The sequence below is a fragment of the Leptotrichia rugosa genome, assembly GCF_041200005.1.
Classification (GTDB): domain Bacteria; phylum Fusobacteriota; class Fusobacteriia; order Fusobacteriales; family Leptotrichiaceae; genus Leptotrichia; species Leptotrichia rugosa.
In genome coordinates this window covers 907,431-931,165 of record NZ_CP165644.1, presented here as the reverse complement: position 1 = coordinate 931,165, position 23,735 = coordinate 907,431, and the positions used below count along the sequence as shown (strand labels likewise).

Below are 23,735 nucleotides of genomic sequence, written 5' to 3'. Positions count from 1 at the left end.
ATGAAAATAGTTGTAATTGGCGGTGGAGCTGCAGGAATGATGTTTTCCACTCAATATAAAAAAGCAAATCCTAATGATGAAATTTTTTTGTTTGAAAAATCAAGCTATGTGGCTTGGGCTGGATGTCCAACTCCTTATTTTATCGCTGATGAATTAAAAAAAAGCGATGTTTTGCACGGAACTCCTGAAGATTTTATAAAAAGAGGAGTTAATGTAAAAATTCATCACGAAGTTAAAAGCATTGATTTTGAAAATAAAACACTTGAAGTAAAGGGAAATGAAATTAATGGAATTTTTTCTTACGACAAGCTTGTAATTGCTGTCGGTGGAAAATCATTTGTTCCAAATATTGAAGGATATTCTCCAAATTTAGAAAATGTCTTTACGTTATCTCACGCTGAAAGTGCTTTTAAAATTAAAGAATATTTAACTCAGAATAAAAAGAAACTAAAAAATGCAGTTGTAATTGGAGCTGGATTTGTTGGAATTGAAATGGCAGAATCTTTTCAAAAAAATGGACTTGATGTAACTGTCATTGAAAAAGCAAAGGAAATTTTTCCAACAGTTTCAGAAAATTTAAAAGAAAAAATTTACAAAAAATTTGAAGAAAAAGATATAAATCTAAAATTGAATTCTGGTGTTGTTGCCATAAATTCTGAAAATAATGTCGCAAAATCAGTAAAATTAGACTCATCTGAAAATATTGACTTTGATATTGCATTATTTAGTATAGGAGTTACTCCAAACATAGATTTTTTACCAAAAACATTAAAAACTGACAGTGGAAAAATCATTGTAAATGATAAATTTGAAACAAATATAGACGATGTCTACGCAATTGGAGATTGTGTATTTAACAAGTATTACAAAACTGACAGAAATTTATTTGAGCCGCTTGGAGATGTTGCAAATAAACACGGAATGATGCTGGCTAAATATTTATCTGGACAAAATATAAGCTGGAAAGGATTAATTCGCTCATTTGCCACTTCATTTTATGATATAAAATTAGCACAAACTGGACTTTCTCTAAAAGAAGCGACTGAACTTGGCTACAATGCCGATGTTGTCAAAATGAAAGCGATGTATAAAAACTCTGGATTCGCAGATTCAATTCCTGCAAGTGCAGAAATTGTTTATGATAAAGATAAAAAAGTTGTCTTGGGTGGTGCAATGGTAGGTTTTGAAGCTGTCGCACAATTTATCGACCAAATTGCGATTGTTATCACTTTTGAAATACCAATTGAAAATTTTATCGAAATTGATTTCGCTTATTCTCCAACAAATGCGAGTGTTTGGAATCCACTTCTTGTAGTTTATAGAAAAGTTATTAAATAAGGGAGTTTTTTTTGAAGAATAAGATACATAAAATCAAAAGTGATATTAATAAAAATAAAAAATTTAAAATAAATTATCAAATATTCTTTATTTTTCTTGCAATTTACAGCTTTGCCACGACGCTACTTGATTTACACGGCGATATTCATATTTCTGAAAATTCTCTCTTGAATTTTATTGATTTTTCGATTTATTTGATTTTTGCTATTGACTACATAATAAGATTTATATTTGCTAAACACAAAGCTGATTTTATTGAAAACAATATCCCCGATTTAATTTCAATAATTCCATATTATTCAATTTTTAGATTGTTTAGGATTTTTAAAATCAGAAAATTTGCAAAAATTTTTAGACATTTAAAATTATCTCGATTTTATCTTTTTGTAAAAAAAACATACAAAAAAATAAAAAAATTTTTAAAGTTAAATGGTTTAATTTATTTATTAATTATGGCGGGACTTGGAATTATAATCTCAGCTCTTGTCATTTCCTATGTGGAAAAAATGAATTATGGCGACAGCCTTTGGTGGGCATTTGTTACAGCGACTACAGTTGGCTATGGAGATATTTCTCCTAAGACTTATATTGGAAGATTTGTTGCCATTTTTCTGATGCTCATTGGAATTGGAACTTTCGGAATGATTACTGGAACAATTGCAACCTATTTTTTGAATAAGCAAAACGATGTTGCACCAAACGATGATTTGGACAAATATATTTTAAATTCCGAAAATTTTAGCGACTCTGAAAAAAAAGAAATAATTACTTTTATACACTTTATAAAATCAAAGCGGGAAAAATAAAAAGATTTAAAATTTTGAATTGAATAAAAATATTCTTTTCTCATTTTAAATCTTTTTTTACTTTTTTTTTCTCCATCTTTTGTGTTGCCACATATATTGCTCTGGATATTCCCTAATTATTTCTTCAAATTCATTATAAATTTTTTGCATATTAAATTTCATAGTTTCTTTTAACTTGCTCTGCTTTTCTATCTCAATAATCTTTTTATTTTTTACAATTATTTTATTATTTTTATCAAATACCGCATAAGCCAGTACCAATGGAACTTTATACTTAATCGACAAAAGCACAGGTCCAGCAACCGCCGTTGTTTTTCTGCCAAAAAATTCAATCTCCACATCTTTTCCATAGTGATCTGAAGCCAAAGCAATTATTGATTTTTCGTTTATAGCTTTGCTTAAAAGCTGACTTTCATGCAGCGGAATTGAATTTAGTCCGCCTTTTTCACGCCACTCAGTCATTAAATCATTAATTTTCTCATTTTTTTGCTTTCTAAAAACAGCATAAAATTTTCTCAAATTTTCCATTTTACTTCCCGCTTCAAATCCGCCTAAATGCAATGAAACAATCAAAACTGCCTTATCTTTTGCCATTCCTATTGCCTTTTTCATCAGCTCTTCATTTTCAACAGAAGTATTTTCCCCTTTTGTAATTTCTTCTAAAAAAATTGAAGTCATTATCATTTTTCCCATCGTTTTATATGACTCTTTGGCTATTCTTCTGACTTCTTTTTCATTTTTTTGGGGAAAAGCATTTTTTATATTGTCTAATGTCAATTCTCGTCTTTTTTTTACTAAGAAATATGCTAAAAGTCCCATTTTTTCAAAAAATTTGTATCGCCACTTCAATGAAAAAATTGATAAAATATTTTTTAATGCTACAAGAAAAAATTTTAACATATTTTCTCCTTTTTTTATCTTTTTTATCCTTTTTTAAAAAAAGAGCATATTTAATACGCTCTTATTTATTACTATTTTCTGATTCCTAACTTTTCGATTAAGTTTCTGTAATCGTCTACATTTCTATTTTTAACATAGTTTAATAATCTTCTTCTTTTTCCGATTAATTTTAATAATCCCGCTCTTGAATGAACATCTTTAGGATGTACTTTTAAGTGTCCTGTCAAATGACTGATTCTATCTGTTAATAAAGCTATTTGAACCTCAGCAGAACCTGTATCTTGAGCATTTTTTCCAAATTTTTCAATAATCTCTTTTTTCGCTGTTAATGCCATTTATAATTTCCTCCTAATTTTATTATCTAAACCAAGAATATAGTGGCAAACTGATATTCATAGTTTAAATTCTTTAATATTATATCATACATTTTTTTTTATGTAAAGAAATTAATTCATAAAAGTTTTTGTAAGTGAATCTTCATCCACTGGCAACTCCAATTCTTCTTCGACTTTGTCACCATTAATTTTTAAATTAAACGGAAATCCTTGTACATCGAATCCTCTTAAAATTTCTCCATCTTCATCATAATATGCTGGTACTGTATATCCATTTTCTTTTATATATGCTTGAGCTTTTCCCAAACTTGATCTAGAATTTGTAAATACTATAACTACATTTACTTTATCTTTATTTTTGTCATAAAATCTTTGTACTTCAGGAATTTCTTCACGACAATGTGGACACCATTCAGCTGCAACTATAAATAGAGTCTTTTTCCCATTTTTAAAAATTTTTGTACTTTTTATTTTTTTCCCATTTAAATCTTTTAACTCAAAGTCTGGAAGTGCAGCTCCAGCTAAATCTTGCGCTCCATTTAATGGTTTTACAACAAATTCCTTACCTTTTCCACAAGATAATACAAACACTAAGAATAATGACAACATCAAAATAAACTTTTTCATTTTTCCCTCTTTTCTTATATTTTTATTTTATTAATTTAATTTTTTAAAAAAGCTTCATAAAATTCCCCAATATCAAATCCTGTACTTTTAGCAGCTATAAAATAAAATTTAGCTTTTTTATTTTTTTTCTTATTAAAATAATAAACTCCTAGATTATAATATGCTTCAGGATATTGATCCACAGCCGCTTTTAAATTTAATATTCTGACTTTATTGCTATTTTTTGGATAATAAGAACTCAAAGTTACTGTTGCACTGCTTATGTCATTTTTAGACAATCTTTCTAATATTTTTTTAGCTTCCTTATTTTTTAAAGTTTCCGATTGAGATGTATTTTTACTCTGCTCTTCATTTTCATAAATAAACGCCAGTCTTTCCCCCGCTTCTGATGAACCAAGTGAATAAGCTTTAGTATACATATTTTTGGCTTTTTTTAATTCATTTTGTGTTTCATACATTTTTCCCAGATAATACATCGTATCTATATCGTTTTTAGCAACTGCTTTTAAATAATACTTTTCAGCTTCTTTAAAATTTCCCAAATTTTCATATAAATATCCCATATAACTATTTATCAATATTTCATCACTTTTTACATCTGCTAAAGGAAGTAGCGCCGTTTCATAACTTTTGTTTTCATCTGCTAACTTTTTAGCTATTTCATAAGCTGACAAATAATATTTGTTTTTAAACAATGTGTCTTGATATAATTTAATTGCTTCGTCATTTTTTCCATCGCCTTCTAGTACTTTAGCTTTCGCATAAAGTGCAGGTGGATAATTTTCAGCTAAAAAATCTTTCAAAATATCATAAGCTTTTCCAGCATACTGTGTTCTTTCCACAAGAAGAGTTCCTAATTCTTTTTTTTCATCTTTTGAAATATTTCCTGCAGTCATTTTTTTATTCAAAGCTTCAATTTTTTCGTAATAACTCATCATATTTTTCCCAGCTTCATATGAACGTAAAGATAAAAAGTCTCCAGCCTCTTTACCTTTTTTAAAATATTCCTGAGCTTTTGAAAATTCCAATTTATTTTCGTAAATATCCCCCATCACATAATAAGCTTTACTAAATCCCTGCTTGGCAGAGCTTTCCAAAAGTTCTAAAATTTCATTTTCACTGCCATTTTGTTTTTTTAATAAAAGTGCTTTAAAATATTCAGCATATCCATTACTTTTTTTTAAGTATTTGTCAAAAATTTCCTCGCTATTTCCCTCCAAATATACAAGCGACAATGCGAAAGCTTCCTTATTTTTTAATTTTATCGCTTTTTCTAATTGTTTTGATATATATTCGTCATTTTCCTGTTTTGAAAAAATTCCAAGTAAAGAATTTTCCAAATAATCGTATCCCTTGTCATGGGAACACGAAACAAACAAAAATGGAACAAAAAATAAATAATATAACCATTTTCTCATATTTTACCAATCCTGTCTTTCAAAATTAAATATTAACCCCCATAACCTTTTTAAACACTATTTAACATTCGCTCCAAGTTTTACATTTTCATCAATGAATATCAATTTTATCTTTTTTTTCTCCACAGTCGTCAAAAGCATTCCCTGTGAAATTTCTCCTTTTAATTTTACTGGTTCTAAGTTTAGCACAGCCATAACCTTTTTCCCTATCAATTCCTCTTCTTTTTTATACCATTTTGCAATTCCTGAAACAATTTGTCTTTTTTCAGTTCCCGTATTAACGATAAATTTTAAAAGTTTATCTGTATTCTCAACTTTGGAAACTTTTTCAATTTGCACAACTTTCATTTCAATTTTACCAAAGTCATTAATTGTAATTGAATTTTCAATTTCTAAATCTGAGTTAAACTCTTCTTTTTCTTCATCTTCAATTTCCTCCAAATCAATTCGCGGAAAAATAGGTTCAGGTTCCTTCAATTTATTTCCAATCGGATAAATTCCCCATTCTTTGAACTTTTTCAATTTAACTTTTGTCACATCTTCAATAAGTCCTAGCTGATTTATCATTTTTTGTGCTGTCTGCGACATAAATGGTGAAATTATGATAGCAATTTTGTAAAGTCCTTCAACCAGATTGTACATGACTGTTGAAAGTCTATTCTTTTTATCTTCTTCCTTTGCCAATTTCCAAGGCTCACATTCATCAATGTATTTATTAAGTCTTGAAATAAATTTCCAAATATCTTTTAGAGCTTCTGAAAATTGATATTCATTCATATGTTTATCCAATTCTTTTAATGTTTTATCCCACAAATTTTTTAGTTCGTTATCAATTTCTTTATTATCTTCATTTAACACAACTTCCAAATCAAAATATTTTTTTTGCATTCCAATTGTTCTATTAAGTAAATTTCCAAGGTCATTTGCCAAATCAGAATTTATTCTTTGAATCATTGATTTTTTTGAATAATCCGCATCATGTCCAAATGTTGCTTCTCTCATCAAATAATATCTAAAGGCATCAAGTCCATATTTATCCACTTCTTTTGCTGGATCTATAACATTTCCAAGAGATTTTGACATCTTTTCTCCTTCGACCGTCCACCATCCGTGTGCAGCTATTGTTTGAGGCAATGGAATACCAGCAGACATAAGCATAGCAGGCCAAATTATAGCATGAAATCTCAAAATATCTTTTCCAACTACATGATTCACTTCCCCATTTATCCAAATATCTTCAAATCTTCCTTTATCTTCCGAATATTTTGCTCCAGTCAAATAATTAGTCAAAGCGTCAAACCAGACATAAATAACATGCCCTTCCTCCAATTCTAACGGAATTCCCCAGTCAAATACCGTTCTTGAAATTGATAAATCTTGCAACCCTTGTTTTATAAATGCAATCACTTCATTTTTTTTACTTTCAGGCTTGATAAAATTAGGATTTTCTTCAATGTATTTTAATAATTTGTCCCCATATTTTGACAATTTAAAAAAATATGAAGTTTCTTTTACGTCAATAACTTCTTTTCCCATGTATTTTCCGTCTACCAGTTGATTTTCAGGAACAAAAGTCTCTTCTGAAACACAATATTTCCCGCTGTATTCTCCACGATAAATATCGCCTTTTTCATTTACTGTTTTTACTATTTCTTTTACACTATTTATATGCCTTTGTTGAGTCGTTCTCATAAAATCAGTATTTGAAATGTTTAATTTTTCCCAAAGTGTTGTAAAATTTAGTGACATTTTATCAACCCATTGCTGTGGTGTAAATCCGTTTTTTTCAGCAGCCTGCTGAATTTTTTGCCCATGTTCATCTACTCCAGTTAAAAAAGTTACATCATAGCCTAATAACCTTTTATATCTTGCAACAACATCACAAATGATTGTCGTATATGCCGTCCCAACATGTGGTGCCGCATTCGGATAATAAATTGGTGTTGTTATATAAAACGATTTTGACATATTTTTTATTCCTCCTTAAAATTTAATTGATGTATATTTTAGTTTAATTTTAATTATATTATATTTCATTTTAAAACTTTTCTTCGTTAAATTCAAGTGTTTTTGAATTTTTATTATATTTTTTTTCATAAATTTCAAACGCTTTGTAGCCAGCACTATGTATTTTTTCTTTTACTATTTTTATTGCATCTTCCATTTTTACTTCTTTTGATAAATAAAACTCTTCTCCAACATAATGAACACATTTAGAAAATGGCTTTGGAATTTCCAGTTTATCCCACATATTTTTAAAAATCCACTTTTTACTGCAATAAGAACTTACTGGAACTATTGGCATTCCAGTTTTTTGTGCTATAAAAACTGCTCCAGCCTTAGGCTCAAAAATTGGTCCACTATACCATCAATTGCAATCCCCAATGTATAATTTTTTTAGCATATCTCACAGCCTCTTTTAAACTTTTTATGTTATCTCTATTTGATGACCCTCGAATTAACTCATTTCCCTCTCGCTTTAAAACTTCCGCAAGTATCTCTCCATCTTTGGAAGCACTGACAATTGATGCTTTCTTTTTTATTATTCTAGTCGCATTGCAAACTGTAAAAATTTTTCTGTGCCAAAAAACTATTATATTAGGATTATTCATCATTTTCATATTTTTCGCATAGAAATATTCTTTCCTTGTCATAAAGCTTAAAATTCTGTAAAAAAAATGTAAAATTATTCCTAAAAATTTGTATTTATTCATAAATTTATATCTCCATTTTTTATTTAAAATTTTCCATTTTAAAATACTTTGACATTCCGATTATTTTCTCTTCAATAACTTTATCAGTTTCGTTCTTTTTTTCTTCATTGCTAAAACTTGTGCAAACCAATGTTGCATATCCAAATATAAAATACCACAATTTGTTTATTATTTCTTTTCCTTCTTCAAAAGTTAAATTTGGAAAACTTAGTAAAAGACTTTCCTGAGTCAAAAGGTAATCCAACGTTTCGTTATACAATTTTTTAAATCTTTCCGTAATATTTAAAAATATCGTTTTAAATAATTCTTTTTCTTCTCTTGCAAAAATTACAAATCCAATTGAAGCGTTTAATATTTTCCTTTGTGAATAATTTCCATATAAATATTTATTTAGTTTTTTTTCACACAGATTAATAACTTCTTTCTTCACTTCTTCAACTGTTTCAAAATTAAAGTAAATAGGCGCTGTGGAACAATTCAACTTCTTTGCAATTTTTCTGGCACTTATATTTTCAAACCCTTCTTCTTTTAAAATATCATAAGCCGCATTAACTATAATTTCCTTTGTAAACTTCAACTTTGGCATATTTAACTTTTCTCCTTTTTAACTTTATCAAAAATACAAAACTTCCAATTTTCATATTTTTTCTCAAAAACTTTTTCCCAATTTTTGAAATCTATTTTAGGAAAATAAGCATCAGCCATTTCATCTTCAAAATTTATATAACTTATATACATTTTATCTACAATTCCTAGTTCCAAAGACTTTTTATAAACTTTTTCGCCACCAATTATAAAAATTTCTTCGTCTGAATCTTTAAATTTTTCTATTAATTTAGAAAAATCATCAAAAATCAAAATAGAATTATCATCTTTTTTTATTGTCTTTGAAAGCACAATATTTTCACGATTTGGAAGTGGTCTGCCAATGCTCTCAAAAGTTTTTCTCCCCATTATAATCTTTTTTCCAGAAGTTACCTTCTTAAAATTTTTTAAATCTTCGCTAATATGCCAAAGAAGCTTATTTTCTTTTCCAATCTCATTATTTTTACCGATCGCAACAATCAAGCTATACATATTTTCCACCTCCAAAGTTATACTGCCACTTCAAATTTTATTGCAGGATGGCTTTTGTAATCTTCAAGTGTAATATCTTCAAATGTCAATTCATTAAACGGTTTATCAGCAATTTTAATTTTAGCTAATTTCATTGGCTCTCTTTTAAGCTGCTCATGAAGGCCGTCAATGTGATTTTCATAAATGTGAGCATCAATTATCGTATGAGCAAATTCTCCAGGTTCATACCCGCACTCTTTTGCAATCATCATTGTAAGTAACGAATAACAAGCCAAATTAAAAGGAATTCCTAACGCAATATCTCCACTTCTTTGAGTCAAATGACAATTTAATTTATTTCCCGAAACATTAAACACAAAAGTGTAATGACATGGTGGTAATTTACTAATAGTGGCATTTCCTGGATTCCAAGCGACAACTACCATTCTTCGTCCATTTTTTGTCTGCGGGTTTACTTTTATTTCCTTTAATGTATCAATGATGTATTGGATTTGATCAAATACAAGCTGTCCATTTTCTTCCCGTGTTGTCCAAGGATTACTTTCATCTACAAAAACTTCCCCATCCAGTGAAATTTCTGGCACAGGATACCTTCTCCAAAATCTTCCGTAAGCTGTTTCAAGCCTACCTTCCTTGTCAGCCCAAGCGTCCCAAATTTTTGTTTTTTTTCTTAAATTTTTTATATGCTCATCGCCCGACAAATACCAGAATAACTCATACAGCATCGAGTTAAAGTACATCTTTTTAGTAGTCAATAACGGATAACCACAACTTAAATCAACTTTGTAAAAATAAGCAAATGTTGAAATAGTGTCCACTCCTGTTCGATTTTTTTTTCTTGTTCCGTTATCTAACACATACTTTACCATATCCAAATATTGTTTCATATTTTAATCTTTATAACCCTTAAATTTACAAAATTGAAAATAAATTCATTTCAAAATAAATTCATTTTGTATTCTAAGATGCTCTCCTTTCATCATTTAAATTTCTCTATTTCTTATTATATCACATAGTTTAATATAACTCAAAAAAAATTTTTTATTATTCAAATTCAAAATTAACTTGTTTTAACGCTTCATATAAAATAATCGCAACTGCATTTGATAAATTTAGTGAACGCCCTATTGGTAACATTGGAATTGTTATATTTTTTTCTTTGTGAGCATTTAAAAAATCTTCTGGGATTCCTCTCGACTCAGGTCCAAACATTATGTAATCATCTTTTTGAAATTTTACATCTGTATATTTTTGTTTAGTTTTTGTAGTCGCCATATAAATTTTAGCACTGTCATTACCTTCAATATTTTTGCTCCAAAAATCCTCCAAGCTTTCCCAGACAAAAAGCTGAACATCTTTCCAATAATCCAGTCCCGCTCTTTTTATTTTTTTATCACCTAATTCAAATCCCAATGGTTTTATTAGATGTAATTTTGTATTTGTCAAAACACAAGTTCTTCCAATATTTCCTGTATTTACATGAATTTCTGGATTTAATAAAACTATATTCATTTTTTTACCGCCTTTCTTGTTTTTATTTACTATTCAATAATTTTTTATAATCTGATAACTTTATTTTATCCGAATTTAATTTTTCTAATTTTTTTGTTATGTTGTCTCCTCGCTCAAATCCGCCAAATCCGTTTTTTGAATTGATATGAGTAATTGCAATTGCGAGTGCATCTGCTGCATCATCTGGTTTTGGAATTTTATCTAAATGCAAAATCATTTTTACCATTTGCTGAATTTGTTTTTTATCTGCACGACCGTATCCTGCAATCCCCATTTTTACTTGAAGTGGAGTATAGCTAAATAAATTTAATTTATTTTTTTGTCCAGCAAGTGTGATCACGCCTCTTGCCTGTCCCACTTTTATAACCGTTTTCTGATTTTTAAAAAAGAATAAATCTTCTATCGCCATATCAGTTGGTTTATAACGATTTATAATTTCATCTAATGAATTATAAATTTTCTCCAATCTAATTGGCATATCTTCATCTTTTTCAGTAAAAATACAACCGTAATCCAAGACATCTAATCTTTTCTTTGAATAATCAATAATCGAATAACCAACAATAGCTGTTCCTGGATCAATTCCCAAAACTTTCATTTTTTCTCCTAATACTTTTTTTAATTTTTTATTCTTTGATTTTTTATTCTAAAAATTCTATATTTTTAAATTTTATGAATTGCTTTCTTCACTAAAATTTTCATCTATATAATTTTTAGCATAGTCAATATAACTGCATAAATCCATATCTTCATAATCCTCAAATTCATTTACATTCGTTTCTACTTTTTTTACTTTATACAAATTGCTATTTACATCTCCAAATCCAAATTTTTTATAATATTTATTTTTCTCTTGAATTACAACTTTATAATTCCCAGTTTTTGAAAAATATAATCGGTATTTTCTATTTTTTCTAAGTCTATCGTTATCTTCATAAAGTACTTTACCATCGTTATCACACGCATAAATATTTTCGTAGATAGAAGCATACAAAAAAAATACATCAGGATTTTTTAAAAATAATTCTTTTATTTCAGTTTCAATGTTTTTCTTGTCAAAAAAGTAATTTTTAAGCACTTTTATCAGCCAAATGTGCTGCCTTGGTATAATTAAATTACCATAATCAAACTCATTTGTTCCAGTAATCTTTTTATCAATTTCATAAAGCAGCGATTTTTTATCTTTTAAAAAATTACTTATATAATTTATTTCTAAAATATTGCTATATTTATTTTCCATTTTAGTTTTTAACTCTTCCACATTTTTATCAATCAATAAAAAAACTTCATTTTTAAAGACTTCTAGCACTTTAATATTCTTTTTTCTAAAATATTTTTTTAATTTTTTTAAAATTATTCTTTCATATTTTTTTGTGATTCCTTTTAAATATGAAGATTGTAAAAGTAAATTTTTTGAAATTTTCTCTAAAATATTCAAATCATTTTTTTTAAACATTTTATTTTCCAAAAGACTATTATACAAAAAATCATCTTTTATTGACAGTTTGTACACATTGTCGTTCAAATAGTAACTTTCTTCTACTGTTTTAAAAACTTTTTTAGGAATCATTTTAGGTTGTTCAATATTTAAATTATTTTTCAAAATTAACGATAAAAGTTTATCATTGTTATAATAAAGATATTTTATTTTAGTTTTTAACTTCATACTGTTTTTATAATTTCCAGTTGTTATAATATTTAATAAATTTTCTTTTTCTTCCCAATTATTTTTATTCTTAGAGACATAATTGTACATCTTCTCTGTAGCCAAGACATCTTTTAAACAATAATCCACAACTTTTTCAACTATTTCATCATAGTTGTCCTTTTTTATACTCTTATTAAAATTTGCAAAATCCTGCTCTTCAATATTTTCACCCAAATTAAATTCAAATCCTTTTACGCCCAGCTTTAAGTCATATTCATCGGCAATATCATAAGAATAGAATTCACATTTCCCGTTTTTATATTTTTCTTTATATAAATTTTGGATTTCATTGATATTTTTATTCAATAAAAATCTTTTTGCCACTCTATTTTTATATCTCAAAAGTTCATTTATAATCAAATCATCAAATCCATGTCCTGCATATGAAATCATCACGTTTTTTGACACAATATCATAAAGCCTTTTTTTTTGCTGATTAAAGTTATCTGAGTCAATGACAAAAATATCTTTGCCATTTAACTGCTTTGCTACGACACAAAAATAATTCGGAAATACTTCAATATCAAATATGTATTTTCTAGCCTTTTTCATAGAACAAAAATTCTCCTTTTATAAAAAATATTTATCTCTTTTCAAATAAATTCTATCCTCTGTAACCTTTACAACCTTTACAATTCCACGGAAAACTTTAGCTTGAGTCCTTCTATCCCTTACATAAATCTTATATTTTTGCTCTGGCAAGACTATTATTTTTTTACCAAATTTTTTACTTATATTTTCAAATTTTTTATGAGAAGTTAGTACTGTCATTCCATTTTTTAACTTTTCATATTTTTCATTAGAAACATTAATTCCCAAATATTCCAACACATATTCAATTTCCGCAAAATATCCAAGATTTTCCAACTTTTCCAGTTTTTCCAAATTTTTTTCTTCATTTTTGTCAAATTTTAAAAATTTTTGTTCTAACTCATCAATCGTCACAGCATCTTCTATAACAAATTGGTCAATTTTTGTTCTAACAAGTCTTGTCATTGTTGCAAAAACTCCCAATTTTTCACCTATATCCCGTACAAGTGATCTTATATAAGTCCCACTTGAAACTTCCACAAAAAACGATATTTTTATCTTTTCATTTCTCAAAATTTTTATTTCTCTTAATTTTTTAACTTCCACTTTTCTAGGTTTTCTTTCAAGTTCAATTCCTTTTCTTGCCAAATCATATAATTTTTTTCCATCAATTTTTATTGCGGAATACATCGGTGGAATCTGTTCAATTTTTCCCAAAAAACTATTTATGACTTCTTTTATTTTCTCATCATCTATTTCGATTTTTCCAGTAAATTCTTTTACAATCGTACCTTCCAAATCATAACTGTCCGTTTCATAACCTAATTCCATTTCCACATAATATTCTTTATCTCTTTTCATCAAATCATCTGAAAATTTTGTAGCATTATTTATCAACACCATTATAACTCCTTCTGCCATTGGGTCAAGTGTTCCTGTATGCCCTACCTTCTTTGCACCAACAATTCTCTTTAAATGATTGATTGCTCCAAACGAACTAACTCCTTTAACTTTATTTAATAAAACTATTCCATCTTTTTCAAAATTATTTTTCATTTTACTCCTTTTAAATTTAATAAATTAATAAAATTACATAATCGGCGAAATCAATTTAAATCCAGAATTTCTCAGTCTTTTAAAAAAACCAACTTTTTTCAATCTCGCTTCATCAAATTTTTCACATAATTCCAAATCGCATAAAAACTGCTTTTTCAAATCACGGCTAATTTCTTCATTAAAAAACACCGAATTTACTTCATAATTTATCTCAAAACTTCGCATATCAAAATTACAAGTTCCCATTGTCGACATCTTTTCATCCACAATTATATTTTTACAGTGCAAAAATCCAGCTTTATATCGATAGATTTTCACTCCAACATCAATTAATTCCTCAAAATAAGTTTCTGCAATCCAATACGGAATTTTTTTATCGGGAACTCCCGTCATCATTATTTTTATTTTAACTCCTGAGAGTGCCATTATTTTTAGCTGTGAAACAAGACTCGTGTCAGGTACAAAATATGGACTTTGTATGATTATCTCTTTTTTTGCGACAGAAATCATCTTTGAGTACAGGTATTTTAATGTTGTCCACTCGGTATCAGGTCCACTTGAAGAAACTTGCATGACATATTTCAGCTTTTGCTTATCAATCGGTTCTTGCTCTTTTATTTCTTTGACCGCCTCCGATTTTATAATCCGTGAAAAATCGTCATTTTTTCCACCGCTGTTTAACCAATCTGTTACAAAAATGGCTAAATATTGCGCAGTTATTTCTCCAATAAATCTTGCATTCGTATCTCTCCAGCTAGAAAACCTCTTTCCACCGTCAATATATTCTTGACCTACATTCATTCCGCCAGTATGTAAAATTTCATTGTCAACAATCGTCATTTTTCTATGATTTCTATAATTCAATTTTGTTATTGAAAATTTTACATCTAAAAAGAACCTTGCTTCAATTCCAGCCATTTTCAATTCTTTTTTGTATTTTCTTGACAAATTAAACGCCCCCACACCATCAAAAAGCAATTTTATTTTTACACCTTCTTTTGCCTTTTTCAAAAGTAAATTTTTAATTTTTTCTCCCAGCTCGTCTGATTTCCAAATAAAATATTCCATATAAATACTGTGTTTTGCGCCTTTTATATCTTCCAAAATCGAATCAAACGCATCTTTTCCATTGTAAAACAATCTATAGCTCGTATTATTAGTCAAAAATGTCCCTTCAGATTTGTAGAGCATTTTTACAATTTCTTGCTCTCTTTCATTCATATTTATATTTTGCAACATCACATCAATTTGTTTATTTATTTTCTTTTCTCTTTCTTGAAGTGTCATTTTTTCAAAATTTTCATTTTTTGTACCTACAACTTTGTTATAATAAAAAAAATCTTTTGAGCGAAAAATTTCCGAAGTATCCCTTTGCAAAAAATTAAATAATCTGGAAAATATTTTTTTTTCTTCACCTTTCATCTTATTTGAAACAATTCTATTTTTTCTCCAGTTTATCCCAAAAAGAAAATATAAAATTATTCCTCCAACAGGGAAAACATAAATTGTAAATATCCACGCAAGCATATTATTTGGTGATCTGTCCGATAATAAAATTACTATTATGAAAATTATTACAAGTAAATAGTGCATCCTCTCAAAAAAAACTGTATAATTCAAAATTAAACCAAATAAATCGAACATCATTTCTCCTTTAATAAAAAATTTTAAAATTTAATTAAAAAAAGTAAACCTAATTTGTTTTAGGTTTACTTGCATAAAAGTGAAATTTATTTGCCACAATAAGCAATTGCTTCTATTTCTACTAAAACATTTTTGGGTAATTTATCCACAGCGAATGCAGAACGAGCTGGAAATGGCTCTACAAAATAATTTGCATAAATTTCATTAACTGCTCCAAAATCTGCAATATTATCTAACAAAACTGTCGTCTTTATAACATTTTGAGTAGTTAGCCCATTATTTTCCAAAATGGCTTTTATATTTTCCAAAACTTGTTTTGCTTGTTCTTCCACTGTGATTGCTTCTATTTTTTGATTTTCAGGATTAATGGCAATTTGCCCCGAAATATATAAAAAATCACCCGCTTTTCTAAATGCTGAATACGGTCCTACTGCTTCAGGTATTTTTTTCATAATAATCCTCCTAAATTTTATTTTACAATTTATCTTATAATTCATTTTATCACATTTTTTTATATCTATCAACAAAAATTCAATCATAAAATAAATTAAAAATTAATTTTTCTTTTTAAATAAATTTTTGATAGAAAACACAGGTTTATTTCTAACTATTTTTTCATTTCCAAGAAAATCTCGCATAGTTTTCAAAGTTTTTCCAGCATTTTTTACAACAAAGTTAAATGTCCCTGCACTTTTTGTATCAATAAAAAATCCACGAATATATTTATCCCGAAAAAACAGCTGTGCCCTTACTCTAATTATCTCTTCCCAAGGAATCTGTAAATAATCTTCAGGATTTTTCTCATTATAAAACTCAAACGCCCTATCTCCAACTAAAATATCTCCTCTTTTATTCCCAATCATTCCGCTCAATAAATTTGCCTTTGTATTAAACAAAACTTTTGTATTTTTTGAAATTGCCATCTTTTACCTTTCTTAAATATTTAATATTAAATAATTTTTTTTTTATAATATTCAGAAAAACTTTTAATTTCAGAAAATTAACTAGATTATTATCTAGATTATTATTCAAAAAAGGAACTATTTATAGCAACAGTTCCTTTTATTTTTTTGTATTCTATAATTTTTTTAATTTCTTTAGAATATTCCAATGAAATGTCCTGCTATTCCAACTATAAACAATGCAAAAATTATCAAAATTGGACTAACTTTCTTCTTCAAAAGCCACATACATAAAAATGTAAGAAGTAATGCTGCAAGTCCAGGAACAAGCTGATCCAAGTTATCCTGCAAAGTTGTAACTTTTTCAGGAGAAATTGAAAGCCCTGCAGCTAAATCTGTCAATATTTTTTGCAACTGAGTTCCATCTACCATTCCTTTTGGAAATTCGATAAACGCACCTTTAGATAATTTTGCACTCGCAACTATCATAGGAAATTTAATTGTAATCCATCTTTGAACCAAAATTCCCATTACAAACATCCCTAGAATAGATGCACCTTTTGTTATTTTTTGTAACATTCCACCTGACAAATCCTGTGTAATTTCTGTTCCTTTCTGGTAACCAAATTCTTGTGTGTGCCATAAGAATGCTATACGAATTACATTCCATAAAATAAAGAATAACAAAGGTCCTACAATCGAACCACTAGCAACTGCAAGAGAAGCCGCAACCGCTCCCAATATTGGACGAATAGTAAACCAGAACACTGGATCTCCTATTCCTGCAAGAGGTCCCATCATTCCTACTTTTACCCCTTGAATAGCCGCATCATTAATATCTGCTCCATTTGCTTTTTCTTCTTCCAAAGCCAAAGTAACTCCTAAAATTGGTGCCGCTATATATGGATGCGTATTAAAGAATTCCAAATGTCTTTTTAATGCTGCTGACGCATCTTCTTTATTTGGATATAGTTTTTTTAATGCTGGTATTAACGCAAAAGCCCAACCACCATTTTGCATTCTTTCATAGTTCCAAGAACCTTGCAAAAATTGTGAACGAAGCATAACTTTACGACGATCAGCTTTTGTTAATTTTATTTTTTCTGCCATTTTATTCTCCTCCTAATTAATAATCATTTAGTATGTCTCCTAATGGATCTCCTGAAGCTTTTGAACCACTGTCGCCACTTCCTCCTCCACCATTGTTATTTTGAGTTACATTCAAGTAAATAATTGCAGCGCAAACTCCAATTATTCCTGTTGCAATCAAAGTTAATTCTTTTACTGGAGCTAATGCAAATCCTAAGAAGAAGAATGGCCATACTTCTTTAGTAGCCATCAAGTTAATTACCATCGCATAACCTACCGCCACTACAAATCCTCCACCTATTGTCATTCCATCTGTAAACCATTTTGGCAATGAACCTAGAGCACCTTGAACAGCAGAAGATGGAATAAATAACAATAACATTGCAGGAATTGCAATACGTAAACCTTGACAAATAAGTGCCACTATATGCCAAAACTCAACTCCAGCAAAATTTCCATTTTCAGCTGCACGATCAGCTTGGTGAACGATAACTACTGATAATGTACGAACTAACATTGTTAATACTAAACCTACAGTTGCAAGTGCTACTGCAATTCCAATGGCATTACTTATACCACCTTGATTAAACTCTCCAGCTTTTACAAATATTATCGCTGAAGCTACTGAAGCTAGAGCCGCATCTGGCGAAACTGCTGCTCCGACATTTGCCCAACCCATAGCCATAAGCTGTAATGTTCCACCTAGCATGATACATTCAGTTGGATGCCCAGTCGCAATCCCAATTAATGAACACGCAACAATTGGTTGATGGAATTGAAATTGGTCAAGAATACCTTCCATTCCAGCTAAAAATGCAACAATCAATATTAATACAATTGATATTATACCGAAATTCATAATACCCTCCTAATAATTTTAAAATTTTAAAGTTTTAAACCTTCACTTTCTTTTTCTTTTATCAATTTAAACAAATCAACTGGCTTATCTGCCGCCACTTTACGGACATCAAATTTTACGCCTAATTCTTTTAATCTCTTATATGTTTCCACATCATTTTGATCTACTGAAAGTACATTATTAATTTGAATTTTTCCAACAGAATGAGCCATTGAACCAATATTCAATTCTTTGATTGGAACTCCTTCTTCAATTACTTTTAGCGCATCTTGAGGATTTTCAAATAAAAGTAGCGCTTTTGTATTTCCAAATCTTGGATCTTTTGAAACTTCCACTAATTTTTTTAGCGGAATGACATGGGCTTTTACCCCTGGAGGTGCAGCCTGTTCTATAAGTTTTTTACGCATGTTGTCTTTTGAAACTGAATCTGAAACTACGATTATTCTATTTGGATTTGTTGCCTTTGTCCAACTTGTCGCAACTTGTCCATGAAGCAAACGAGTGTCGATACGAGCCAATACAAACTTGATTTTCCCATCTCCAATAACCGTTCCTTCTGGAATCGCACCTTTTGGTGTGTCATCTTGAGATGCTGCCACTGCTTTTCCTTCGCTCTTTGGCTCTAACTCTTCAGGACGCACCTTTACTTGGTCTTTTGCTTCTGAAATAATGGCTTTGGCTACTTCATGAGCTGTATCATAATCTTCTCTTTCTGACAACGCCGCAAGTAACATTGGTAAATTAAGTCCCGCAACGATTGCCCTTTTTTCAGGATTTTCTTCAAAAAATCTGTTTGATTGGTTAAAAGGGCTTCCTCCCCATAAATCAACTAGGAATAAAACTTCTTCTGTTCCTAATTTCTCAATAGCTTTTTGAATATTTCCATACAAGTCATCAGGCCCTTCGCTTGGCATAAACACAACTGATTCAAGACCTTCTGTCTCTCCCAGAATCATTGAAGCAGACTGCTTAATACCTGCAGCAAATTCTCCGTGACTGGCAATGATAATTCCTACCATTTTTTTACCTCCTTCTTCATTTTAATTTTATAAAAATCTTTCGACAATTTAATTATACCTTTAATTTAAAAAAAATCAACAGTAAACTAAAAAATTTTTTAATATTTTTGTATATTTCCTTTAGAAATTGTTCCTTTTATATTAAAATTATTGTCAAAATAAGTCAGATCAGCAATGTATCCTTCTTTTATATAACCATATCTGTCATTTACCGAAATAAATTTAGCTGGATAGGAAGTTGCCATTTTTAGTGCTTCTTCCAAAGGCTGATTCACATATTTTACTAAATTTTTAACTCCATCAATCATAACAAGAGTTGATCCACCCAAAGTTCCACTAGGTGAAACCCATTTGTCATCAACGCACAAAACTTTGTTACCTTCAAACATAAATTCTTTCATATCAGTTGTTCCAGCTGGACTAACCGCATCAGTTACCAAATATAATCGCTCTTTCATAATTTTTTTAGCAATTTCAACAGCACAAAACTTTGAATGAAGCCCATCCACAATAATTCCAGCGCTAAGTTTATCGTCATTGAATAAAAATCCCACAACTCCTGGATTTCTTGATTCTAGTGGACTCATTGCATTGTATAAATGAGTTGCTCCGTCATAATACTCTTTTTTTTCTTCACATTCATCATAAGTTGCGTTTGAATGTCCCATATTTATTTTAATTCCAGCTTTTCTTAAAATTTCCAAATGCTTTATTTTAGCTTTTTCAGGTGCAATTGTAATAATTCTTGTTATTTTCCTTCCAGCGTCTGCAATTTTTTGAACAATTTCATCTGAAAGAACCCTTATATATTCAGGTCTATGAATCCCTTTTTTTTCCACACTTATATAAGGCCCCTCAATATGAAGCCCTAAAACTCCAATTTCTTCCAAATCTTTTATGCCTTTCAAAGTTTTTATCGCACTTAAAATTTTTTCATCAGGAGAAGTGATTAGCGTTGGCAAAAACGAAGTGCATCCAAATCTTTTATTAGTTTCATTCATTATTTTTAAACCTTTTTCAGAAATATCATCATTAAACAGCACTCCACCACATCCATTTATCTGCAAATCAATAAATCCTGGCGACAAAACCATTCCTTCTATATCAACTATTTCATTTTCTACCAATTCTTTTTCAGTCAATTCGTTAAAATTCAATACTTTTTTTATAAGTGTTTTTTCTAAAAGAACTGTATTTTTTTCAATAAATTTTTCTCCGTCAAAAATTTTTGCATTTTTTATAATCATAAATTTCTCCTTTTTTCTAAATTTTTAACAAGAAGCCTTCACTTCTTACAATTATTTTTTTTAATTTAACATATCAAAAATTAATTCTAACTCCTGTCGTGTAAACATTGTTACTTCCTTTACCTTTTCCGCTGTCAATAGAATCATCATAGTTTACATACCAACCAAAACTTTTATTTACTTCAGTTAGTACACCTGCTCCTACCCAAGTTTTATTTTTTGAAAGTCCAATACCTTTTACTTTGAATTTTGCTCCTGGAAGTCCAGTATATCTTGCATCAAAGCTCAAATCCTCATCTTTAAAAGCTTTTTGGTGTGTTACATATCCCTGGAAAGTCGTTTTGCTTTCACTATTCCAATTTACAGATTTTCCGACTCTAAGTCCTACTAATGCTGCGGTTTGATTATAAGTTTTTTTCTCCGCTGTAAGTCCAAATTGGCTGTCTTTTTCAGAAAATGAACCTCTTTGAACCGTGTCGTGAGTCAACCCAACAAATGGTGTTACGACAAAATCTCCATTTTTATTTTTTATATCATATCCTGTTTCCAAGTACCCTGAATAGACTTTGTCATTGTGATTAATCTTTGCTTGAGAATAATCATTACTACTTAAAATGATGTCCCTTTCAACATCACTGTCAACAAATCCTGCTCCCAAACGACCTTGCAAATATAACGGATTATTTTTGTTGCCTAATCTTCCATACAACGAAAAACCAAAATTATTTGCATCGGATTTTCCTCCGTATCTGTCAAACTTAACATTGGCTTTTGAATAAGACAAGGCTGTCCCTAAAATTAAATTTTCACCAAATTGTTTGTCAACTCCAACTTGTCCACCAAGTACTTTTGTATCTCCAGTTCCATATCCATCTTGTTTTAGTTTACCATTTGCGCCAAAACCTGATACCCAAAGTCCAAATTTATCCCCGACATTGTCAAGTGTTCCAAGCATTACAAGTCTATTTGACAAATCTTTATTCACAGTTTGTGAATGTCCAAAAGTCAACGCTTGAGCTGAAGCATAAATTTGTCCTGATAAACTGTCTAAAATTGCTGCTCTTGCTGTAGAAGAAAGCGATTGTAATTTTGCAGCTTTTTTCTCAAACTGTGAAACATTTTCCGCCGTTCCATTCTCAACTTTTTCATCTAATTTTTGAAAAGCTGTTTCAATATTTTGCGCGGTATTTTCTTGCATCTCGTCAGTTCCTACTATTTTTTTCACATAATCTAACACATTTTTTCTGCTCAATTTCACACTTAATTTATTTCCTGTTACTTCAGTCGTACCATTAACCAATTCAGGTGTTTCCACTTCCCCAAAATTACCTTCAATTCCTTTTTCTGCTTCAATCACAGTCATCGATAATGGTTTTGCTGTAATATATCTTCCATTACTTAAAGTTTGTAATGTTGCACTCTCTCCATTTAAATTCACTATTCCATTAACTATAAGTTTAGAACCTATTTCTGCTTTTGTTATAGAACCAGCTGTTGCTATGTAATTTCCTGTTATAATCGCTCCTGAACCTCTGTTTTCAAAAGTTCCTCCATTATTGTAAACACTTTTTGGAACACCATCTTTTTTGTTTATTATAGCTGTTGGATATGTTACTAGTGTCCCTTGTGAATTTATTGTTATATCAGAAGTATTATTTCCATATATTTCTAATTTTCCTTCATCTATGGTAGTATCTCCAGCATAACTGTTATTCCCTGTTAAAATCAATGTTCCATTTCCAGATTTTCTTAATCCGCCATCACCTTTAATATCATTTTCAAAAATAGAAGTCATTGAATTTCCGATATTTGCGTTAAATTGCCCTTTTAATCCGTTATCTGAAGCGTTTTTACCAACAAGAAGAATATTATCAAATTGAGCAGGTCCTTTTAATGCTTTTTCTTCATTCAAATATCCCCATCCATATCTTGAACTTACATCACCATTACCAATTAATAGTGTATTTATTTTAGTTGCAGTTGTTAAAATCGTCTGCTGAATTTCGTGTCCTGTCATCCAAGGAAATCTTTCTTTAACTTTTGCTGCCGCCGCTGTAACTCTTGGAGCTGCATTTGATGAACCCGGTGAAGAACAACCTGGCAATTCACAACGTCCATTTGCAGAAATAGTCCAATATGCTGCACTTTCTCCTGCCCACGCAAAATGTTTTGGAAAATCTTTTGCACTTCCATCAGCCTGTTCTTCCAAACCTACCACTGCTATCCAACCTTTTTGTAATGAAGGAATTGCTATTGGTAACCCCGACTGAACAGACACTGCTGTAAGTTCAGTTTTATCTGCTTTATAATTTCCAGCTGCCCAGACAAATAATGAACCTTCGTTAACAGCTTTTTTATAGAAATTTATTAACTCATCTACCTTTTGATCCATTTTATCTTGAGTCCAATTTCCAACAGTTTTAATAGATTCCCATAAATCCTTTCTATAAGTCGTAGAAGAAAATTCTTGAGGTATTCCAAGAGATTGATTGTATATTCTTACACCTTTAGCTTGTAATTCTTTGTACCTATCCACATTTATAATTAATCCAGCACTTTGTGTTCCCAAAGATACTCCGTGTATTGTTGCTCCTTTAGCTCCATTACCGCTTTCACCACCAAGTATTGTAGCTACTCTCAATCCGTGATCATTTTTACTTGGACTATGACCTGTAGCAACTGCATAATTTGAATTCAATCTTCCTTTAAATTCATCTTCTTTTACTTTCTCAAAAGTTTGTCCTCTTTTGTAATATTTCATTGTTTCATTATTAGTTATAAAATCCTCATCCAAAACTGCAACTTGTACGCCTTTTCCTGTCATTACACCTTGATTTGCAGGTTTTTCAAAATTATTTGGGATGGGTACTTGACTTTGTTGTCCAGAATTAGAACTGTTGTTTGTTGTGGAATTTCCAGCACTTTGTCCAGAGCTAGAATTATTATTTGATTC

Annotated in this window: 24 protein-coding genes; 2 read left to right on the top strand and 22 right to left on the bottom strand. The window is 29.6% G+C overall.

Annotated elements, in window-relative coordinates; genetic code table 11:
- Positions 1-1,338, top strand: a complete 1,338-nt coding sequence (locus tag AB8B22_RS04580) for an FAD-dependent oxidoreductase (protein ID WP_369711826.1) — start codon at positions 1-3, stop codon at positions 1,336-1,338.
- A gap of 11 nt (positions 1,339-1,349) precedes the next feature.
- Entirely contained in the window at positions 1,350-2,144 is a 795-nt protein-coding gene (locus AB8B22_RS04575) for a potassium channel family protein (RefSeq protein ID WP_369711825.1), read from the top strand.
- Between the two features lie 57 nt (positions 2,145-2,201).
- On the opposite strand, the gene AB8B22_RS04570 is transcribed toward AB8B22_RS04575, so the two are convergent.
- The 22 genes from AB8B22_RS04570 to AB8B22_RS04465 form a co-directional block, all read right to left on the bottom strand.
- On the bottom strand, positions 2,202-3,062 hold the full coding sequence (locus AB8B22_RS04570; protein WP_369711926.1) for a lysophospholipid acyltransferase family protein: 861 nt from the start codon (positions 3,060-3,062) through the stop codon (positions 2,202-2,204).
- 53 nt (positions 3,063-3,115) lie between these two features.
- Positions 3,116-3,379, bottom strand: a complete 264-nt coding sequence (gene rpsO / locus AB8B22_RS04565; protein WP_094080355.1) for a 30S ribosomal protein S15 — start codon at positions 3,377-3,379, stop codon at positions 3,116-3,118.
- 111 nt (positions 3,380-3,490) lie between these two features.
- Complete coding sequence (locus AB8B22_RS04560) at positions 3,491-4,006, bottom strand: TlpA family protein disulfide reductase (RefSeq protein ID WP_094080354.1); 516 nt, start codon at positions 4,004-4,006, stop codon at positions 3,491-3,493.
- 35 nt (positions 4,007-4,041) lie between these two features.
- Positions 4,042-5,424, bottom strand: coding sequence for a tetratricopeptide repeat protein (locus AB8B22_RS04555; protein ID WP_314079520.1), 1,383 nt, complete (start codon positions 5,422-5,424; stop codon positions 4,042-4,044).
- 57 nt (positions 5,425-5,481) lie between these two features.
- Positions 5,482-7,392: a methionine--tRNA ligase gene (metG, locus tag AB8B22_RS04550; protein ID WP_369711824.1), complete on the bottom strand. Its 1,911-nt coding sequence runs from the start codon at positions 7,390-7,392 to the stop codon at positions 5,482-5,484.
- Positions 7,393-7,462: 70 nt separating this feature from the next.
- Positions 7,463-7,729 carry a hypothetical protein gene (locus tag AB8B22_RS04545; protein ID WP_369711823.1) on the bottom strand — a complete coding sequence of 89 codons (267 nt, stop codon included), beginning with the start codon at positions 7,727-7,729 and terminating at the stop codon, positions 7,463-7,465.
- Positions 7,730-7,784: 55 nt separating this feature from the next.
- A complete protein-coding gene (locus AB8B22_RS04540) occupies positions 7,785-8,138 on the bottom strand; it encodes a DUF374 domain-containing protein (RefSeq protein WP_369711821.1) in 354 nt (117 codons plus the stop codon).
- Between the two features lie 19 nt (positions 8,139-8,157).
- Positions 8,158-8,724, bottom strand: coding sequence for a TetR/AcrR family transcriptional regulator (locus AB8B22_RS04535; protein WP_314079513.1), 567 nt, complete (start codon positions 8,722-8,724; stop codon positions 8,158-8,160).
- A 2-nt stretch (positions 8,725-8,726) separates the two neighbouring features.
- Positions 8,727-9,215 (bottom strand): dihydrofolate reductase, encoded by a 489-nt coding sequence (locus tag AB8B22_RS04530; protein ID WP_369711819.1) that lies wholly within the window; start codon positions 9,213-9,215, stop codon positions 8,727-8,729.
- A gap of 17 nt (positions 9,216-9,232) precedes the next feature.
- The gene (gene thyA / locus AB8B22_RS04525) at positions 9,233-10,102 is read right to left on the bottom strand and encodes a thymidylate synthase (RefSeq protein ID WP_369711817.1); all 870 of its coding nucleotides are present in this window, start codon (positions 10,100-10,102) and stop codon (positions 9,233-9,235) included.
- Between the two features lie 157 nt (positions 10,103-10,259).
- The gene (locus tag AB8B22_RS04520; RefSeq protein WP_094080347.1) at positions 10,260-10,727 is read right to left on the bottom strand and encodes a tRNA (cytidine(34)-2'-O)-methyltransferase; all 468 of its coding nucleotides are present in this window, start codon (positions 10,725-10,727) and stop codon (positions 10,260-10,262) included.
- Positions 10,728-10,749: 22 nt separating this feature from the next.
- Complete coding sequence (ruvC, locus tag AB8B22_RS04515; protein WP_314079503.1) at positions 10,750-11,325, bottom strand: crossover junction endodeoxyribonuclease RuvC; 576 nt, start codon at positions 11,323-11,325, stop codon at positions 10,750-10,752.
- Between the two features lie 72 nt (positions 11,326-11,397).
- The gene (locus AB8B22_RS04510; protein ID WP_369711816.1) at positions 11,398-12,987 is read right to left on the bottom strand and encodes a hypothetical protein; all 1,590 of its coding nucleotides are present in this window, start codon (positions 12,985-12,987) and stop codon (positions 11,398-11,400) included.
- An 18-nt stretch (positions 12,988-13,005) separates the two neighbouring features.
- Positions 13,006-14,022, bottom strand: coding sequence for a tRNA pseudouridine(55) synthase TruB (gene truB, locus AB8B22_RS04505; RefSeq protein ID WP_094080344.1), 1,017 nt, complete (start codon positions 14,020-14,022; stop codon positions 13,006-13,008).
- A 33-nt stretch (positions 14,023-14,055) separates the two neighbouring features.
- On the bottom strand, positions 14,056-15,669 hold the full coding sequence (cls, locus tag AB8B22_RS04500; protein WP_369711815.1) for a cardiolipin synthase: 1,614 nt from the start codon (positions 15,667-15,669) through the stop codon (positions 14,056-14,058).
- A gap of 83 nt (positions 15,670-15,752) precedes the next feature.
- Entirely contained in the window at positions 15,753-16,118 is a 366-nt protein-coding gene (locus AB8B22_RS04495; protein ID WP_094080342.1) for a Rid family detoxifying hydrolase, read from the bottom strand.
- Between the two features lie 102 nt (positions 16,119-16,220).
- Complete coding sequence (locus AB8B22_RS04490; protein WP_094080341.1) at positions 16,221-16,589, bottom strand: DUF956 family protein; 369 nt, start codon at positions 16,587-16,589, stop codon at positions 16,221-16,223.
- A gap of 174 nt (positions 16,590-16,763) precedes the next feature.
- Positions 16,764-17,678 (bottom strand): PTS system mannose/fructose/sorbose family transporter subunit IID, encoded by a 915-nt coding sequence (locus tag AB8B22_RS04485; RefSeq protein WP_369711814.1) that lies wholly within the window; start codon positions 17,676-17,678, stop codon positions 16,764-16,766.
- Between the two features lie 16 nt (positions 17,679-17,694).
- Positions 17,695-18,516, bottom strand: a complete 822-nt coding sequence (locus tag AB8B22_RS04480; RefSeq protein ID WP_094080339.1) for a PTS mannose/fructose/sorbose transporter subunit IIC — start codon at positions 18,514-18,516, stop codon at positions 17,695-17,697.
- Positions 18,517-18,542: 26 nt separating this feature from the next.
- Complete coding sequence (locus AB8B22_RS04475) at positions 18,543-19,535, bottom strand: mannose/fructose/sorbose PTS transporter subunit IIB (RefSeq protein WP_094080338.1); 993 nt, start codon at positions 19,533-19,535, stop codon at positions 18,543-18,545.
- Between the two features lie 98 nt (positions 19,536-19,633).
- Complete coding sequence (gene nagA / locus AB8B22_RS04470; RefSeq protein WP_369711813.1) at positions 19,634-20,782, bottom strand: N-acetylglucosamine-6-phosphate deacetylase; 1,149 nt, start codon at positions 20,780-20,782, stop codon at positions 19,634-19,636.
- Between the two features lie 73 nt (positions 20,783-20,855).
- Positions 20,856-23,606, bottom strand: a complete 2,751-nt coding sequence (locus AB8B22_RS04465) for an autotransporter domain-containing protein (RefSeq protein WP_369711812.1) — start codon at positions 23,604-23,606, stop codon at positions 20,856-20,858.
- Between the last annotated feature and the right edge of the window lie 129 nt (positions 23,607-23,735).